14 protein-coding genes are annotated in these 18050 nt (G+C 71.3%); 12 read left to right on the forward strand and 2 right to left on the reverse strand.

The window, feature by feature from the left end:
* Positions 1 to 8 precede the first annotated feature (8 nt).
* From CBM2588_RS25015 to CBM2588_RS25035, 5 genes are all read left to right on the forward strand, one after another.
* The gene (locus tag CBM2588_RS25015) at positions 9 to 1226 is read left to right on the forward strand and encodes an alpha-D-ribose 1-methylphosphonate 5-triphosphate diphosphatase (RefSeq protein WP_115682990.1); all 1218 of its coding nucleotides are present in this window, start codon (positions 9 to 11) and stop codon (positions 1224 to 1226) included.
* Positions 1227 to 1326: 100 nt separating this feature from the next.
* On the forward strand, positions 1327 to 1839 hold the full coding sequence (locus CBM2588_RS25020) for a sigma-70 family RNA polymerase sigma factor (protein ID WP_115682991.1): 513 nt from the start codon (positions 1327 to 1329) through the stop codon (positions 1837 to 1839).
* A 10-nt stretch (positions 1840 to 1849) separates the two neighbouring features.
* The gene (locus tag CBM2588_RS25025) at positions 1850 to 2824 is read left to right on the forward strand and encodes a FecR domain-containing protein (RefSeq protein WP_115682992.1); all 975 of its coding nucleotides are present in this window, start codon (positions 1850 to 1852) and stop codon (positions 2822 to 2824) included.
* 133 nt (positions 2825 to 2957) lie between these two features.
* Positions 2958 to 5420 (forward strand): TonB-dependent receptor, encoded by a 2463-nt coding sequence (locus CBM2588_RS25030; RefSeq protein ID WP_115682993.1) that lies wholly within the window; start codon positions 2958 to 2960, stop codon positions 5418 to 5420.
* Positions 5420 to 7168: an enterochelin esterase domain-containing protein gene (locus CBM2588_RS25035; RefSeq protein ID WP_231942265.1), complete on the forward strand. Its 1749-nt coding sequence runs from the start codon at positions 5420 to 5422 to the stop codon at positions 7166 to 7168. The genes CBM2588_RS25030 and CBM2588_RS25035 overlap by 1 nt, the downstream gene beginning before the upstream one ends.
* On the opposite strand, the gene CBM2588_RS25040 is transcribed toward CBM2588_RS25035, so the two are convergent.
* On the reverse strand, positions 7152 to 7985 hold the full coding sequence (locus CBM2588_RS25040; protein ID WP_115682994.1) for an IclR family transcriptional regulator: 834 nt from the start codon (positions 7983 to 7985) through the stop codon (positions 7152 to 7154). The genes CBM2588_RS25035 and CBM2588_RS25040 overlap by 17 nt on opposite strands.
* A gap of 239 nt (positions 7986 to 8224) precedes the next feature.
* Here CBM2588_RS25040 and CBM2588_RS25045 point away from each other — a divergent pair, with 239 nt between their 5' ends.
* From CBM2588_RS25045 to CBM2588_RS25055, 3 genes are all read left to right on the forward strand, one after another.
* The gene (locus CBM2588_RS25045; protein ID WP_231942327.1) at positions 8225 to 9160 is read left to right on the forward strand and encodes a Bug family tripartite tricarboxylate transporter substrate binding protein; all 936 of its coding nucleotides are present in this window, start codon (positions 8225 to 8227) and stop codon (positions 9158 to 9160) included.
* Positions 9161 to 9245: 85 nt separating this feature from the next.
* Positions 9246 to 11585 carry a cytochrome P450/oxidoreductase gene (locus CBM2588_RS25050; protein WP_115682996.1) on the forward strand — a complete coding sequence of 780 codons (2340 nt, stop codon included), beginning with the start codon at positions 9246 to 9248 and terminating at the stop codon, positions 11583 to 11585.
* Between the two features lie 112 nt (positions 11586 to 11697).
* Complete coding sequence (locus CBM2588_RS25055; RefSeq protein WP_115682997.1) at positions 11698 to 12264, forward strand: hypothetical protein; 567 nt, start codon at positions 11698 to 11700, stop codon at positions 12262 to 12264.
* Between the two features lie 10 nt (positions 12265 to 12274).
* On the opposite strand, the gene CBM2588_RS25060 is transcribed toward CBM2588_RS25055, so the two are convergent.
* Positions 12275 to 13180 (reverse strand): LysR family transcriptional regulator, encoded by a 906-nt coding sequence (locus tag CBM2588_RS25060; RefSeq protein WP_115682998.1) that lies wholly within the window; start codon positions 13178 to 13180, stop codon positions 12275 to 12277.
* 197 nt (positions 13181 to 13377) lie between these two features.
* Here CBM2588_RS25060 and CBM2588_RS25065 point away from each other — a divergent pair, with 197 nt between their 5' ends.
* The 4 genes from CBM2588_RS25065 to CBM2588_RS25080 are packed head-to-tail and all read left to right on the forward strand — an operon-like array spanning position 13378 to position 17991.
* Positions 13378 to 15360: an FUSC family protein gene (locus CBM2588_RS25065; protein WP_115682999.1), complete on the forward strand. Its 1983-nt coding sequence runs from the start codon at positions 13378 to 13380 to the stop codon at positions 15358 to 15360.
* Between the two features lie 23 nt (positions 15361 to 15383).
* On the forward strand, positions 15384 to 15602 hold the full coding sequence (locus CBM2588_RS25070; protein WP_115683000.1) for a DUF1656 domain-containing protein: 219 nt from the start codon (positions 15384 to 15386) through the stop codon (positions 15600 to 15602).
* On the forward strand, positions 15599 to 16507 hold the full coding sequence (locus tag CBM2588_RS25075; RefSeq protein ID WP_115683001.1) for an efflux RND transporter periplasmic adaptor subunit: 909 nt from the start codon (positions 15599 to 15601) through the stop codon (positions 16505 to 16507). The genes CBM2588_RS25070 and CBM2588_RS25075 overlap by 4 nt, the downstream gene beginning before the upstream one ends.
* Positions 16504 to 17991 (forward strand): efflux transporter outer membrane subunit, encoded by a 1488-nt coding sequence (locus tag CBM2588_RS25080; protein ID WP_115683002.1) that lies wholly within the window; start codon positions 16504 to 16506, stop codon positions 17989 to 17991. Before CBM2588_RS25075 ends, CBM2588_RS25080 begins: the two co-directional genes overlap by 4 nt.
* Positions 17992 to 18050 lie beyond the last annotated feature (59 nt).

Raw genomic sequence — 18050 nt, forward strand, 5'->3', positions numbered from 1 at the left:
AGCCAGACATGCCTGCGACCTACCTGACCCACGCCACCCTGGTGCTGCCCGACCGCGTGCTGCACGACAGCGCGCTGCTGCTCGAGGATGGCCGCATCGCGGCGATCGAGCCGGCACCCGCGGCCGTGCCCGCGCACGCCACCGTGGTCGAACTGCATGGCCACACCGTGATGCCCGGCCTGGTGGACGTGCATTGCGACGCGATCGAGAAAGAGGTGGAGCCGCGCGCCAGCGTGCTGTTCCCGCTGGACTTCGCCGTGGCGCAGGTCGACCGCCGCAACGCCGCGGCCGGCATCACCACGCCCTATCACGCGCTGTCGTTCGCCGGCAACCAGTTCGGCGTGCGCAACGTCGACACCGCGGCCACGGTGGTGCGCACGATCGCCGCCTACCGGCAGCACAGCCTGGTCGACAACCGCGTCCATTGCCGCTACGAGGTCGCCGACGCCGGCGCCGTGCCGGTGTTGGAGGCGCTGATGGCCGAAGGCGTGGTCGACCTGCTCTCGGTGATGGACCACTCGCCCGGCCAGGGCCAGTTCAAGACCATGGACGCCTACCTGGCCTACATGATGGGCAACCACGGCATGAGCCGCGACGCCGCCACCGATGCAGCGCGCCAGAAAGCCGTGGCGATGGAGGGCGCGCACGAGCGCGTCGACCGGCTGGTTGCCGTGGCGCACGCGCTGGGCATTCCCACCGCCAGCCACGACGACGATTCGCCGCAGCGCATCGCCGCCATGCACGCGCTGGGCGTGCGCATGAGCGAGTTCCCGATCAACCTGGAGACCGCGCAGGCCGCCTGCGCCCGTGCGCTGCCGACCATCCTGGGCGCGCCCAACGTGCTGCGCGGCAAGAGCCAGAGCGGATCGATGCGCGCCATCGATGCGATCCGGGCGGGCGCCGGCACCATCCTGTGCTCGGACTACCAGCCCTCCACCCTGATCGCCGCCGCGTATGCCGCCGGACGCCAGGCCGGGCTGCCGCTGGACCAGGCGCTGGCGCTGGTCACCGCCCACCCCGCCGATGCCTGCCAGCTGGACGACCGCGGCCGCCTGGCGCCGGGCCTGCGCGCCGACGTGATCGCGGTTTCCGAGGTGGCGGGCCAGCCGATGGTCACGCACACCTGGTCGGGCGGGCGGCTGGTGTTTGCGGCGGGGTATCCGTCGCTGCGGCCCGCCGCCGATGCGGCCGTGCCGCGCCGGACGGCGCTGCGCGAGGTGGCGTGACCGGATCCCGCGCGGCCATCGAGCTTGGCTCGTATTGCGAATCATTATCATTTGAGAATACAATGCGAGGCTGTTTGTCCGTGCCCGAGTTTTCCGCGCCATGCCCGCCGCCGAGCCTACGCTCAACGATGAAGTCCGCACGCTCTACCTAGACCATCACGGCTGGCTCCATGGCTGGCTGCGCCGGCGCCTGGCGAACGCGGGGCAAGCGGGGCACGCGGCCGACCTGGCGCACGACACCTTCGTGCGGCTGCTGGCGCGCGAGGCGCCGATCGCCGCGCGCGAGCCGCGCGCTTTCCTGGCCACGGTGGCACGCGGGCTGGTGGCGAACTTTCATCGCCGCCAGGCGCTCGAGACGGCCTACCAGCAGGCGCTGGCAGCGCTGCCCGAAGCCGAGGCCCCGGATCCGGAAACGCGCGCGCTGCTGCTCGAGACCCTGGCCGAGCTCGACCGCCGCCTGAACACCCTGCCCGCGGCGGTGCGACGCGCCTTCCTGCTGTTCCAGCTCGACGGCATGCCGCAGGCGGCCATCGCCAGCGAGCTGCGCGTGTCGGTGGCCACGGTGCAGCGCTATATCGTCAGGGCGCTGCACCAGTGCTGTTTTCCTGCCTGAGCTGCGCCGCATGTCGTTACCGGGCGCACCGCAACCTCCCATCGATGCCGCGATCACGTTGCGCGCGACGCAGTGGTGGCTGACGCTGTTGTCGCCTGACGCTACGCCGGCGAGCCGCGAAGGCTGCGCGCGCTGGCGTGCCGAGCATCCCGACCATGAGCGCGCCTGGCAACACCTGCATGACTGCAGTGCCGCCATGGCAGTGATGCCGCGCGGCGTGGCGCGGGCCACGCTGGCAAGCCCGCCGCCACGCCGCGGCCGGCGCCGCGCCATCGCGCTGATGGCTGCCACCGTCGTGGCCGCGGGGTCGTGGCAATGGCAGCGCGGCGGTGCGCTGCTGGCATGGCGGGCCGACCATGCCACCGGCATCGGCGAACGCCGGCGCGTGACGCTGCAGGACGGCACCGGGATCGACCTGGATACCGACAGCGCCATCGCCGTGCACTACGGCGATGCCGAACGCCGGGTCACGCTGCTGCGCGGCGCCATCGCCGTGGCAACAGGGACGGACGTGCTGGCCAGGCCCTTCCGGGTCGGCACCGCGCAGGGAACGTTGCGCGCACTGGGCACCCGCTTCACCGTGCAACTGCACGACGAAGTGACGACCGCCGTGGCGGTGCAGGCGGGCGCCGTCGAAATTCGCCCGGCCGATCCGGCCGCGGTGCCGCGCGTGCTCCAGGCCGGCGAGCGCACGCGCTTCAGCCGCGCGCAGATCGATCCGCCCGAGGCCAGCGACGTTGCCGATACTGCCTGGACCCAAGGCATGCTGGCTGTGCACGACATGCGCCTGGACCGCTTCCTGGCGCAGCTGGCGCGCTACCGCCATGGCCGTCTCGGCTGCAGCGGCGATGCGGCCGGCCTGCGCGTGTCGGGCATCTTCCCGCTGGACGACACCGACCGGGTGCTCGATGCCCTGCCCCACCTGCTGCCCGTCAGCGTCGAGCGCTGGACGCGCTACTGGGTCAGCGTGCGGCGCAGGGCGTGAATTCAGTCCGGACATCTATCAGCCGGCATCGCCAATAGAGATTTTTGTTGCGCTTGACTGAGGGGTTTGCCTGCTTCAAGTGGCCTGACAGAGGAAAGGCTGATTTCCGGCCGCATTCTGAAAGGACTGTTTCATGGGCAAGCTTCATCTGCCAACCCTGCCCGCCGGCACGCGCCGGCCCGCTGCCCTGCGCATCCGGCGCAGCGTGCTCGCCGTTGGGCAGGCGCTGGCCTTGTCGGCCGCCACCTGGCCGCTCGCTGCAGTGGCCGCGGAACCCGTGCCGGCGCCCGGCGCCGCGGCGCGCGGCTATGCGATCCCGGCCGGCGCGCTGCAGCCCGCGCTGACGCGCTTCGGCCTGGAATCGGGCGTGCTGGTGTCCTACGACGCAGCCGACCTCGCCGAGCGCCGCACCGAGGGGCTGCAGGGCCGCTACGCGCCCGACGAGGCGCTGGCCGCGCTGCTGCGCAATACCGGCCTGCACGCGGTGCGCGTGCCCAACGGCTTTGCCGTCAAAGCCGTGCGCGCCGGCGCCCCGGAAGCCAACGGCGCCACCCTGCCCGCGGTGACCGTGAGCGCCGCCCGCCACGACGCCGAAGCGCTGACGCCCCCCTACGCGGGCGGCCAGGTGGCACGCGGCGCAAGGCTGGGGTTTCTGGGCAATGCCGATGCCATGGACTCGCCCTACAGCAGCGCCGCCTATACCGCGCAGGCCATCGCAGACCAGCAGGCCCACACCATCGGCGACGTGCTGGCCAACGACCCGACGGTGCGCTTCACCACCTCGGCCGGACACCTGTACGAGAACTACACCGTGCGCGGTTTCGATATTTCGTCCAGCGACCTCGCCCTGAACGGCATGTACGGGCTGGCGCCCTACGGGCATGCGCCCACGGAGTTCGTCGAGCGGGTCGAACTGCTGCGCGGCCCCACCGCCATGCTGACCGGCATGGCCCCGAGCGGTGCCGTCGGCGGCGTGATCAACCTGGTGCCCAAGCGCGCCGCGGACACGCCGCTGACGCGGCTGTCGGCCAACTACCTTTCCGAAGGCCATGCCGGCGCCAGCGTCGATATCGGGCGCCGCTTCGGTCCGGACCATGCGTTCGGCGTGCGCGTGAACGGCGCCTATGGCAATGGCCGCACCGGCATCGACGGGCAATCCAAACGCCGCGCCCTGGGTGCGGTGGCGCTGGACTATGCCGGCGAGCGCGTGCGCGCCTCGCTCGATGCCTACGCCGATGAAGCGGAGGTGCGCAACGGCAGCGCCTGGATGGCCTCGTTCGCCAGCACCGTGCCGGCGCCGCCCAGGGCCGGCACCAATATCCTGCCCGGCACGCATGGCCGGCTCGACAACAACGCCATCGTCGCGCGCGGCGAGGTCGACCTCGCGCGCGACTGGACCGCGTACGCCGGCCTGGGCTCGCTGCACTACAAGTACAGCGGCTTTATCAACGGCACGCGCGCCAACAATGTCCGGCCCAACGGCGACTACACCGGCATCACCTACAACCAGAAGGGCTACACCGATACGGTCTCGGCCGAGGCCGGCGTGCGCGGCACCGTGCGTACCGGCCCGGTGGAGCACCGCCTGGTGCTGGGCTACACCTACCTGGGCCTGCGCAGCGGCACGGTCAACGTGGCCAGCCGGTCGTTCCTGTCCAACATCTACGCACCGGTGACGCCGATCCTGGCGCCATCGCCGGGCAGCATGCCCAAGACCGCCGACACCACGCTGACCAGCCTGGCGCTGGCCGACACGCTCGCCTTCGCCGACGACAAGGTGCAGCTGACGCTGGGCCTGCGCCACCAGCGCGTGCAGGCGCAAAGCTTCAGCGCGACCACGGGCGCGCGCACCGCGGACTACGACGAAAGCGCGGTCACGCCCTCGGTGGGCCTGGTGCTCAAGCCATGGGGACCGCAGCTGGCGCTCTACGGCAACTACGTCGAAGGGCTGAGCCAGGGCGACACCGTGACCGACGTCACTGCCCGCAACTACCAGCAGGTGTTCGCGCCCTACAAGACCCGCCAGGGCGAGCTGGGCGTGAAGTGGGACAGCGGGCGGCTGACGCAGACCCTCAGCGTGTTCCAGATCACGCGCCCCACCCTGATCAAGGATGGCGCCACCAATACCTATGGCCCGGACGGCGAACGCCGGCACCGCGGCGTGGAATGGAACGTCTATGGCGAGGCCAGCCGCGGTGTACGTGTGCTGGGCGGCATTGCCTATACCCGCGCCGTGCTGACCCATACGGCCAGCGGCGCCTATGACGGCAACACCGCGTTCGGCAGTCCCACCTGGTCCGGCAACCTTGGCGCGGAGTGGGACCTGCCCTGGCTGCCGGGCCTGACCGTCAGCGGCCGCGTGACCTACACCGGCTCGCAGTACGTCAACACCGCCAACACGCAGAAGATCGACAGCTGGACCCGCTACGACATCGGCGCGCGCTACGTGACCAAGATCCAGGGCAAGCGCGTGGGCTTCTACGCCAGCGTCGAGAACCTGTTCAACCAGAGCTACTGGGCGGGCTCGTTCAACGACGGCTACGTCACGCAGAACGCGCCGCGCCTGTTCAGGTTCACAACCTCGGTGGATTTCTGATGCGCTTTCCTGTCCTGATCCGGCGCCGCGCCGCGTGGCTGTCGGCGTCCCTGATGCTGTCGCTTGCCGCCATCGCCACGCCGGCTGCCGCATCCGATCCAACCCTGGCCGTGGGCCAGCCAGCGCACGGCACCTGGCAACCCGGCGCGCCGCTGCGCTACACGCTGTCGCTGCAGGCCGGCGACGTGGTGCGCGGCGTGCTCGACGGACCGGCGGCGACGCTCGACCTTGCCGACTCCGGCGGCAAGCCGCTGCGCCGGCTGCTGGGGCCGACCACGCTGTCGCGCAGCTTCCTGTTCGTGGCCCCCGGCAGTGGTGCGTACCGGCTGACCGTCAGCGGCGACCAGGCCGACGTGCCCGGTGCGGTCGGCGGACGGCCCGTGCCCGGCGCGCGCTACGCGCTGCGCATCGACGAGATCGTACCGCGCGCCGCCCAGCACGCGCCCGCCGAACTGCCCGACAGCCCCACCCTGCGCGAGCTGGCGCAGACCCTTGCCAGCGGCGGCAGCACCGAGGCCTTCTGGGAGGACATGGCCCGGCGTGGCACGCCGCTGGTGGAGCCTTTGCCGCCGGCGCCGGGCAGCGCGCAGGAAGCGATGGTGCGCGTGACTTTCCTGTGGCGCGGCGCGCGCGACAACGTGCGCCTGCTCGGCAGTCCTGCCGGCGACCATGATGCGCTGCTGCGGCTGGGCGACAGCGACGTCTGGTACCGCAGCTACCGCGTGCCGGCCGCCACCCGCATGAGCTACCAGCTGGCGCCGGACGTGCCCGTGCTCGACCAGCCGGCGGCCCAGCGCCGGCGCGCCATCCTGGCCACGGTGCAGCGCGATCCGCTCAACCCGCGCACCTTCCCGGACCATGGCGCGGATCCGTTCCAGCTCAAGTCCGTGCTGGAGCTTGCGGCCGCGCCGCCACAGCCCTGGCTGGCGCCGCGCGCGGGGGTGCCCGCCGGCACGGTCACGCCCTACCGCATCGACAGCCGCATCCTGGGCGAGGCGCGCGACCTCTACGTCTACCGCCCGGCCCGTGCCAGGCCCACGGCCACGCTGGTGCTGTTCGACGCCCACGCCTACCTGTCGCTGGTGCCAACGCCGACCCTGCTCGACAACCTGATCGACGCCGGCCTGCTGCCGCCCGTCGCCGCGCTGATCGTGGCCAATCCGAGCGCCGCGGCGCGCGCCGCGCAACTGCCGCCCAACCCGGCCTTCGCCGACTTCCTCGCCAACGAGCTGATGCCCTGGGCCGCCACGCTTGGCCTGGATGCGCCGGCCGACCGCACCGTGGTCGCCGGTTCCAGCTATGGCGGGCTGGCGGCGGCCTATGCGGGCCTGCGGCATCCGCAGCGTTTTGGCCTGGTGCTGAGCCAGTCCGGCTCATTCTGGTGGGGTCCGGGCGGCGCGCCCGACCAGCCGCCACGGCAGCCGGAATGGCTGATCCGCGAGTACGCCGCCAGCCCGCGGCTGCCGCTGCGCTTCTACCTGGAGGCCGGGCGTTTCGAAGAGGGCCGCGGCGCCGTCAACATCCTGACCACCACCCGGCACATGCGCGATGTGCTGGCCGCCAAGGGCTACCCGGTGGTGCATGCCGAGCATGCCAGCGGGCACGACTACCTACAGTGGCGCGGCACGCTGGCATGCGGACTGATCGCGCTGCTGGGCCGGCCGGAACGCGTCGACGCGGAAGTGGCCAGCGCCTGCCCGGCGCTGCGCCCGGATGCGTCGGGCGCAGCGGTCACGCCGCGGGGTTGAACCCCAGCGCCGCGCTGACCGTGCGCGCCTCGCGCCGCACGGCGCTGCCGATGGGCCCGTCGATGGCGGGGTCGAAGCCGCCGGTGGCACCCAGCGCGGTCAGCACCGCGCACACGCGCCCGGTGTAGTCGCGCACCGGCGCCGCCACCGCGCTGATGCCGGTCAGGTTGGTGTCGCGCACCCAGGCGCAGTCGTCGGCCTGCACCGCGCGGCGCAACGCGCCGATCGGGTCGGCGGCATCGAGCTGCGCCAGCCGCGCCGGGCTGGCGGCCGCAAGCTCATCCCTGGCCTGCGCCTGTACGCCCTTCTCATCGAGCAACCCCAGGAACACGCGCCCGGTGGCGGACCACAGCAGCGGCATCACCGAGCCCGCGCGCACGTTCACCGTCACCGGCAGGCCCGGTTCCTCGAAGCGCATGATGGTCGGTCCCTTGTTGCCCATCACCGCGACGAAGCAGGTCACCTCCAGGGTTTCGCGCAGGCGCACCAGCGAGGCCTCGGCCAGCCGGATCGGGTCGGCCTGGCGCATCGCCGCCATGCCGATCTGCAGCGCCTCGAAGCCAAGGTGGTATTGCTGCGTGCCCGGCTCCTGCGCCACCAGGCCTTCTTCCACCAGGCTGACCAGGTAGCGGTGCACCTTGGCCGGGCTTTCGTCGATATGCGCGGCCAGCGCGGTCAGGCTGGCGCGCCCGCCGAGGCGCGCCAGGCCTTTCAGGACGGCCATGCCGGTGACGGCCGACTGCACGCGCTGGCGACGTTCGCGGGGGCGGGTCGTGGCGGTTTCGATGACGGGTTCAGGGGCTTTGGATCGGGGCATGGCGGGACGGAGCTACGCGACTTGTGCGGTGTTCACGGCGACAGCGGACGATGCCACACGGTGACATGCGGCCAGCTCAAGGTTAACCCGCATTCAATCATTACGCAATGCGTATATGATTTACGCAAAACAGAAATCGCCGGGCCAGGACCCGGCCCATCCTTCAGGAGACAAAAAACATGCCCCGCCCCCGCCTTGCCCCCACCGTGCGCCTCGTTATCGGCGCGCTGACCGTGCCGATGCTGTTCGCGAGCGCCACCCATGCCGCCGATCCCTATCCCGCCAAGCCGATCCGCTGGATCGTCCCGTACGCCGCCGGCGGTGGCTCCGACTTCCTGGCGCGCACCATCGGCCAGGGCCTGTCGGCCAAGGTCGGCCAACCGGTGGTGGTGGACAACAAGCCCGGCGGCAATACCGCCATCGGCGCGGCCGAGACCGCGCGCGCCGCTGCCGACGGCTATACCGTGCTGTCGGCCGACAACGGCACGCTGGTGTTCAATCCCGTGCTGTACAAGTCGCTGTCCTACCATCCCGCGAAGGACCTGGCGCCGGTGACGCTGCTGGGCCGGTTCCCGATGATCCTGGTGGTGGGCGCCGCCAGCCCCGCCAAGACGGCCAAGGATTTCATCGCACAGGCCAAGGCCACGCAGGGCGGCATCAACTATGGCTCGGCCGGCGCGGGCAGCCCGCACCACCTGGCGATGGAACTGCTGAAGGTGGAGGCCGGCCTGTCGATGACGCATGCCCCGTACCGCGGCGCCGCGCCGGCGCTGTCTGACGTGGCCGCCGGCCAGGTCGCCGCGATGATGGTGGACTACGCCGCCGGCGCCGGCTTCATCAAGGGCGGCAAGGTGCGCCCGCTGGCCGTGGCCAATGCCACCCGCCTGCCGCAACTGCCCGACGTGCCGACTTTTGCCGAGCTGGGCTACGCGCGCGTCGAAGCCGCCGCGCTGGTGGGCATGGTGGTGCCGGCCGGCACGCCGCCGGAGGTGATCAACACGCTCAACAAGGACGTGGTCGCGGCCATCCGCGAGCCGGCGGTCAACAAGCGGCTGGTGGACTTTGGCGTCGAGCCCGTCGGCAACACGCCGGCACAGTTCAGCGAATTGCTGCGCAGCGAATCCGGCCGCTGGACCAAGCTGATCCGCGACCTGAAGATCACGCTGGACAACTGAGTCCGGCCGCAACACCGCTGCCCGTCCGGCACGCCGGACGGCAGCGCTTTTTGCCAGGCATCGATGCCTGCCAGGAGTACCCAGCATGACCCTCCCCTCCCCCGGCGCCGCGCGCGGCTGCCCGATCGACCATAGCGCCTTCACCGCACCCAACGGCTGCCCGGTCAGCCACAACGCGGCGCAGTTCGACCCCTTCGGCGACGGCTACCAGCAGGACCCGCCCGAATACGTGCGCTGGTCGCGCGAGCAGGAGCCGGTGTTCTACAGCCCGCAGCTGGGCTACTGGGTGGTCACGCGCTACGACGACATCAAGGCGATCTTCCGCGACAACCTGACCTTCAGCCCGTCGATCGCGCTGGAAAAGATCACCCCCACCGGCGACGAGGCCAACGCGGTGCTGGCCAGCTACGGCTACGCCATGAACCGCACGCTGGTGAACGAGGACGAGCCCGCCCACATGCCGCGCCGGCGCGCGCTGATGGCGCCGTTCACGCCCGCCGAACTGGCGCACCACGAGCCGCTGGTGCGGCGCCTGACGCGCGAGTATGTCGACCGCTTTATCGACGACGGCCGCGCCGACCTGGTCGACCAGATGCTGTGGGAAGTGCCGCTGACGGTGGCGCTGCATTTCCTGGGCGTTCCCGAAGAGGACATGGACCTGCTGCGCCAATACTCCATCGCCCATACCGTCAACACCTGGGGCCGGCCGAAGCCGGAAGAACAGGTGGCGGTCGCGCACGCGGTCGGCAACTTCTGGCAGCTGGCCGGCCGCATCCTCGACAAGATGCGCGAAGACCCGTCCGGCCCCGGCTGGATGCAGTACGGCCTGCGCAAGCAGCGGGAACTGCCCGAGGTAGTGACCGACTCCTACCTGCATTCGATGATGATGGCCGGCATCGTCGCCGCGCACGAGACCACCGCCAACGCCTCGGCCAACGCCATCAAGCTGTTGCTGCAGCATCCGCACGCCTGGCGCGAGCTCTGCGAAGACCCGGCGCTGATTCCCAATGCGGTCGAAGAGTGCCTGCGCCACAACGGCTCGGTGGCGGCGTGGCGACGGCTGGTCACGCGCGACACCGAGGTTGGCGGCATCCGCCTGCCGGCGGGCAGCAAGCTGCTGATCGTAACCTCGTCGGCCAACCATGACGAGCGCCATTTCGCCGATGCCGACCTGTTCGACATCCGCCGCGACAACGCCAGCGAGCAGCTGACCTTCGGCTACGGGTCGCACCAGTGCATGGGCAAGAACCTGGCGCGCATGGAAATGCAGGTCTTCCTGGAAGAGCTGACGCGCCGGCTGCCGCATATGCGCCTGGCCGAGCAGACCTTCACCTATGTGCCCAACACTTCGTTCCGCGGCCCGGAGCACTTGCTGGTGGAATGGGATCCCGCGCATAACCCCGAGCGCCGCGACCCCGCCCTGCTGGCGGTGCGCCAGCCGGTGCGCATCGGCGAGCCGTCGGCGCATACCATCGCCCGCACGGTGGTGGTCGAGCGCGCCACGCCCGCCGCCGATGGCGTGCTGCGGCTGCGGCTGGTGGCGCCCGACGGCACGCCGCTGCCGCGCTGGGCGCCGGGCTCGCATATCGACGTGGAATGCGGCGACACCGGGCTGTCGCGCCAGTATTCGCTGTGCGGCGATCCGGACGACGCGGCGGCGCTCGAGATCGCGGTGCTGCGCGATCCCGCCAGCCGCGGCGGCTCTGCCTGGCTCCATGGCAGCGTCAGGGCCGGCGACCGCCTGCGCATCCGTGGGCCGCGCAACCATTTCCGCTTCGATGAACAGTGCCGGCGGGCCATCTTCATTGCCGGCGGCATCGGCGTCACGCCCGTGAGCGCGATGGCGCGGCGCGCCCGCGCGCTTGGCATCGACTACGACTTCCACTATTGCGGTCGCTCGCGCCGGGCCATGGCCATGCTGGACGAACTGCAGGCGCTGCACGGCGCGCGCCTGCACGTCCATGCCAGCGACGAAGGCGGGCGTGCCGACTTGGGCAAGCTGCTGGGGCAGCCTGACGCGCACACCCAGGTCTATGCCTGCGGCCCGCAGCGCCTGCTGGATGCGCTGGCCGAATGCTGCGCGGCGTGGCCGGCGGACGCGCTGCGCGTGGAGCATTTCGTCTCGCGGCTGGGCACGCTGGATGCGTCGAAGGAGCAGCCCTTTACCGTGGAGCTGAAGGACTCCGGCCTGGTGCTGGAAGTGCCGGCGGGGCAGACACTGCTGGGCGCGCTGCGCGGCGCCAATATCGACGTGCAGAGCGACTGCGAGGAAGGCCTGTGCGGCTCATGCGAGGTACGCGTGCTGGCCGGCCAGGTCGACCACCGCGACGTGGTGCTGACGCGCGCCGAGCGTGACGCCAACCAGCGCATGATGGCGTGCTGCTCGCGCGCCTGCGGTGGCGGCCGGCTGGTGCTGGAGCTCTGAGCGCGTGGGCACGGCAAGCGCGCTGTTGCAACGTAGGACAAAGCCTGACAACGGCCGCAAGGACACAGGTCTAAAGTAGCAGCGCAACCGCCGCCCCCGTTCTGTCTGCCTCATGCCCCCTGACCCCGCCGCCGTCCACGTCGTTCCCGATTCCGCTCTCTGCCGCTGGCGCCGCACCGCCGTCCACCTGTCGTTGCTGGCTGCGACACTTGCTCTTTCCGCCACACCAGCCGCCACGCCAGCCGCGACCGTGGCCGCGCCGCAGCTGTCGGAGCTCGCCACGCTGTTGCTTGGCACCGTGCGCGGCAAGCCGACCGGCATGCACGGGGTCACGCGCCTGACCACCGGCGATGCCGACCGGCAACTGCGCCTGGCCTGCCAGGAGCTGATGCGCGCGGGCCCGGTCGACCTCGACGACACCACGCGCTTCGACGGTTGCGTGGCGCGGCCCGGCAAGATCGTCGACTTTCACCTGAAAGTCTCCGGCATCGATGCCAGCCGCGACGACACCCGTGATTTCATGGCCACGGCCAAGCCGATCCTGGAGCGCGGCATCTGCCGCAACCCGGATGTGCCGGTGCTGGGCAAGCTGGGGATCCGGCTGCGCTATCACTATGCGGCCGGACAGAAACCGCTGGTGCTGCTCGACATCCCGCCCGAGCAGTGCCGCGGCAAGTGAGGCGACCGGCTCAGCCAGCCCGCCCGCTCCCCAGCACCTCTTCGCACACCGCCAGCCACGCCCGCGCCGCGTGCGACAGGTAGCGCCCCGGCGACCAGATATGGGCCATGGTCCAGTCCACCGCGGGTTCGGTCAGGCGCGCCATGGCCAGCGTGTCCTGCGCCTGCAGGCGCTCGGCCAGCGGCTGGGGCAGGAAGGTGGTGCCCAGCCCCGCCGCCGCCATCGACGCCAGGAAGTCCCAGTGCCCGCTGCGCGCCACCACGCGCGGCTCGATGCGGGCTTCGACAAAGGCCTGGCGCAGCTTGCGCGTCAGCGAGAAATCCTCGGTCAGCATCACCAGCGGCTCGTCGCGCAGCGCCGCCAGCGACACGGTGCGCCCGCGCGCCCAGGCCGCCTTGCGCGGCCCCACCGCCCAGATCGGATAGCGGCCGAACTGGCGCGTTTCCAGCGCCAGGCCGCTGTCGCCCGGCAGCACGGTGGCTCCCACCTCCAGCTCGCCGCTGGCCACCAGTTGCTCCACCACCTGCCCGCCGTGCTCGTCCAGCGTCAGTGACAGGTTGGGATAGCGCTGCCGGAACGCGCTGACCGCCGGCGAGAAGAACAGGTTGACCATCGGCGGGATGCCGACCGTCAGCTGCCCCCGCCCCAGCGAGGACAGGTCGGCGACCTCCAGCGTCAGCCGGTGCACTACGCCCAGCGCCTCCTGGCCGCGCTCGTAGACCACGCGGCCGACGTCGGTCAGGCGCACGCTCTTGCCTTCGCGGATCAGCAGCGGCTGGCCGACTTCATCCTCGAGCTGGCGGACCATCTTGCTGATGGTCGACTGGGTCACGAACAGCGACGAAGCGGCCTGGGTAAAGCTGCGCAGCCGCGCGGTCTCGACGAAATAGCGCAGCGCGCGGATATCGATGGGCATGTTGGCGTGGAGGGCGGACGCGCCGCTCCATGAAGAACGCGAATGGAAAAGCCAATATTAAATCATGAATGGAATGCGATAGGTGCAGCTACACTTCGCTCCCAACATGCCGTCCCTGCCCAAACCGCGCCCCCAATGAAGCGCGGAGCGGCAGGTGGCGGCAAGCGCCCCCAACCTTCCCTTCAAGACCCCGCTCCATGGCTAGCTGGCCGAATGCACGACAGTGGCTGTTCTCGCTGAAGGCATTCGCCGCCGCGATGCTCGCGCTCTACATCGCGCTGGCGCTGGGACTGGCGCGGCCGTACTGGGCCATGGCAACGGTGTACTTCGTCTCGCATCCGCTCACCGGCGCGACCCGCTCCAAGGCGGCGTATCGCGTTGCCGGCACGGTGCTGGGCGCCACCGCCGCGGTGGCGACGGTGCCGCAACTGGTCAACATGCCGATCGTGCTGATGGGCGCGATCGCGCTGTGGATCAGCGTGCTGGTGTACCTGTCGCTGCTGCAGCGCACGCCGCGCAGCTATGTGTGCCTGCTGGCGGCCTACACGTTGCCGATCGTGGCCTTGCCGGCGGTCAGCCAGCCGGCGCAGATCTTCGACATCGCCGTGGCACGGATCGAGGAGATCGTGATCGGCATCGTCTGCGCCGGGCTGGTGGGCTCGGTGGTGTTTCCGGCCAAGGTCGCGCCGGCGCTGCGCGCGCGTGCCGATACATGGCTGTCCGATGCCGCGGCCTGGGCCTCGGACATCCTTGCTGGCAGTCCGCGCGCCGACCACAGCCGCCACCGGCTGGCCGCCGACATCCTGCAGCTGGACCAGCTGATCAGCCAGCTCGCCTACGACACCGAAGGCAGCCACACGCTGCGCCATGCGCGCGCGCTGCGCCGGCGCATGACCATGCTGATGCCGCTGCTGTCGTCGCTGGACAGCGTGCTGCAAGCGCTGCGCTGCCATGCCGGCGGCATACCTGCTGACCTGCGCGAGGCGCTGGCGGCGACGGCTGCATGGCTTGCCGGCGATGCTGCCATGGCACCTGCCCCCGAAGGCTGGCGGATGCTGTCCGGACCAGACGCGGGCGGCTGGCATGATCGCCTTGCCGCCACGGCGGCCGACCAGCTGCAGCGCCTGTGCGCCCTGTACGGCGAATGCCGCGCGCTGCAGCAAGGCATCGGCGACCACCGCACCGGCATGCCGCTGCCACGCGGCGAACCCGCTGCGGAAGCTGCCGGCCATCACCATGACCACGGCATGCTGCTGTTCGGCGCGGTGTCGAGCGGGCTGGCGGTGTTCTGCGCCGGGCTGCTGTGGATCTTCTCTGGCTGGGAGGACGGCGCCGGCGCGGTGGTGGTGGCCTCGATCGCGAGCTGCTTCTTTGCCGCGGTCGACGAGCCGCGGCGCATGGCCGGCGCCTTCGTGCGCTGGAGCGCGATCTGCCTGCTGATTTCGTCCGGCTACCTGTTCCTGGTGGTGCCGCATGCGCACACCTTCGAAGCGCTGGCCGCGCTGCTGGCTCTGCCCTATCTGGGCATCGGCCTGCTGATTTCGCGGCCGGGGTTCCAGCTGATCGCGATGCTGCTGTCGGTCAACACCGCCGCGTTCGCCAACGTGCAGGCGGTGTTCGACGCGGATTTCCTCGCCCTCTTCAATACCTGCCTGGCCAGCGCCGCGGCCATGGTGTTCGCACCGCTGTGGTCGGTGGCGGCACGCCCCTTCGGCGCGCGCGCGGCGGCACGGCGGCTGGTGCGCGCCAGCTGGCACGACCTGGCGCGGGCCGCCACGCTGCGCGCCACCGACGGCGATGCGCGGCTTGGCGCGCGCATGCTGGACCGGCTGGGCCAACTGGTGCCGCGCCTGGGCGCGGCCGGCGATCCCTTGTCCGCGGACGGCTTTCATGCGCTGCAGGTCGGCTATTGCGCGCTGGCGCTGCACAAGGCGATGCCGGACTTGCCGCCACCGGCGCGCAAGCCGGTGCGCCGCGTGCTGGCCGCGGTGGCGCGGCATTTTCGCGCGCAACTGCGCGCGGGCCGGCGCGTACCGGTAGCGGCGGGCCTGCCCGCCACCGTGGCCGAGGCCATGGCCGCGGTGGCGGCCAGCGGCCGCGCCCAGCGCGGCACGCTGGGCGCGCTGGTGGTGCTGCAGGTCACGCTGCTGCCGGTGGCGGCCATGTCCCCCTCCCGCTGATCCCCGCCTCTGCGCTCCGCCTCATGCTTAGTGAAATCGACCTCTACGGCGTATTCGTGCCCGGCGTGCTGGTACTGGCCGTGCTGGCCTTTGCGGTGGCCACGGCGATCCGCATGACGCTGGCCGCGCTGGGCTGCTACCGCCATATCTGGCACCGCTCGCTGTTCAACCTTTCCCTCTATGTGATCGTCCTGGGCGCCGTTGCTGCCATTTTTGCCGCGGTGCCCGGACTGCCGTCATGACCTTCCGACTCCGCTCCCTGCTTCCCGTGCTGCCGACGCTGCTGGCCGCCATCGCCGCGCTGCTGGTGCTGCGCCACCTGTGGGACTACTACACCGCCGCGCCCTGGACCCGCGACGGCCACGTGCGTGCTGACATCGTCCAGGTGGCGCCCGACGTATCGGGGCTGGTCACGCGCGTGCTGGCGCGCGACAACCAGTATGTCCGGGCCGGCGAAGTCCTGTTCGAGATCGACCGCGACCGCTACGCGCTCGCCCTGGAACAGGCGCTGGCGACGCTGGCTACCCAGCGTGCCGCGCTCGCGCAGGCGCGGCGCGAAGCCGCGCGCAACCGCAGCCTGGACGGCGTGGTTGCCGCCGAAGTCGCCGAGCAAGGGCGCGCGCGCGTGGAGCAAGGCCAGGCCGCGCTGGCGCAGGCCGAAGCCGCGCTGCGGCTGGCCCGGCTGAACCTGCAACGCACCAGCGTGCGCAGCCCGGTGGCGGGTTACTTGAACGACCGGCTGCCGCGGCTGGGCGACTACGTGTCGACCGGGCGACCGGTGCTGTCGATGGTCGATGCCGGCTCCTTCCACGTGGAAGGCTATTTCGAGGAAACCAGGCTGCACCGCATCCACATCGGCAGCCCGGTCGACGTGCATATCATGGGCGAGCCCCGCCACCTGCACGGCCGCGTCCAGAGCATCGCCGCCGGCATCGAGGACCGCGACCGCAGCGCGGGTTCCAACCTGCTGCCCAACGTCAATCCCACCTTCAACTGGGTGCGGCTGGCGCAGCGCGTGCCGGTGCGCATCGTGCTGGAAGACGTGCCGGCCGACGTGCGCCTGGTCTCGGGGCGCACCGCCACCGTGGCGGTGCGCGAGCCAGCCGCAGACCAGGGCGCCGCGCGCCGCCCGGGGCCGCGATCATGAGGCCGCGCCGCGCCTGGGTGGCATGCCTGATTGCGTGCCTGAGTGCGTGCCTGATTGCGTGCCTGAGTGCCTGCACGACGGTGGGACCGGACTATCGCGTGCCCGATCGCGCGGCGGTACGCGCAGCCGCGGCCAATGGCCCGCTGCAAGGTGCACAAGCGCCGGACGTGGCGATCGCGCCCGTGCCCGACGACTGGTGGCGCCTCTATGACGACGAACGGCTCGACCGGCTGGTGACGAAGGCGCTGGCGGCAAACACCGACATCCGCGCCGCCGGCGCCAACCTGCGCCGCGCGCTGGCGCTGCTGCACGAAGTGGAAGCCGAAAACCTGCCCCAGGGCAGCGCCGGCGCCGGCGTGTCGCGCGCGCAGCTGTCGGGGGAAAGCTTTTTGCAGCAGGCCCAGCCGCCGGTGTTCAACCTGGGCGACGTGGGCCTGGGCGCGTCCTACCTGATCGACTTCTTCGGCCAGCTGGCGCGCGCCGACGAGGCTGCGCTTGCGGGCGCGCAGGCCAGCGAGGCGACGCTGGACATGGTGCGCGTCACCGTCGCTGCGCAGACCGTACGCGCCTACGTGCAAGGCTGCGCCGCCACGCATGACCTGCACGCCGCCACGCAGCAGCTGGCGGTGCAGCAGCGCACGCTGGGTGCCACCCGCCGCCTGCTCGCCGCGGGCCGCGCCGGGCCCGCCGAGGTGGCGCGCGAACTTGCCCGCAGCGAAGCACTGCGCGCGGCGCTGCCGCCGCTGCAGGCCGCTCGCAGCGCCGCGCGCTACCGGCTGGCGCTGCTGCTGGGCCAACCCCCAGGCGCGCTGCCGGAAGCCGAGGTCGCCTGCGATGCCGAGCCCGCGCTGCGCGCGCCGCTGCCGGTCGGCGATGGCGCCGCGCTGCTGCGACGGCGCCCCGACGTGCGCCAGGCCGAACGCGAACTCGCCGCCGCCACCGCGCGCATCGGCGTGGCCACGGCCGACCTGTATCCGTCGGTCCGCATCGGGGCCAGCGCCGGACTGACCGGCGTGCTGAGCCATCTTGGCAGCGGACCCACGGTGCGCTGGAGCGTGGGGCCGCTGCTGAGCTGGACCTGGCCCACCAATGGCGTGCGGCACCGCATCCACGGCCTGGAAGCCGCCGCGGATGCCGCGCTGGCGCGCTTCGACGGCGTGGTGCTGCGCGCGCTGCAGGAAACCGAGACCGCGCTGTCGGCCTACACGCGCGAACTGGAACGCCACGCGGCCCTGCATGCCGCCGGCGAGCACGCTGCGCAAGCCGCGCGGCAGCAGCGCCGGCTATGGGAGGCGGGGCGCCTGCCCTATCTTGCGCATCTCGATGCCGAGCGCGATCTCGCCGCCGCGCAGGCCGCGCTGGCGGCCTGCGCGGGCCAGGTAGCCGCGCGCCAGGTGGACCTGTTCCTGGCCCTCGGGGGCGGCTGGCAGAGCGCGCGCAAGCTGGCTGCCGTGCCCGCATCGATCGATGAAAAAAACGACTGAAATCCGGACTGTTAAATCATCACGGGAATAGCGCGGCGTGGCTACACTTCGTCCCGTGC

The sequence above is a fragment of the Cupriavidus taiwanensis genome (assembly GCF_900250075.1).
GTDB classification, from domain to species: domain Bacteria; phylum Pseudomonadota; class Gammaproteobacteria; order Burkholderiales; family Burkholderiaceae; genus Cupriavidus; species Cupriavidus taiwanensis_C.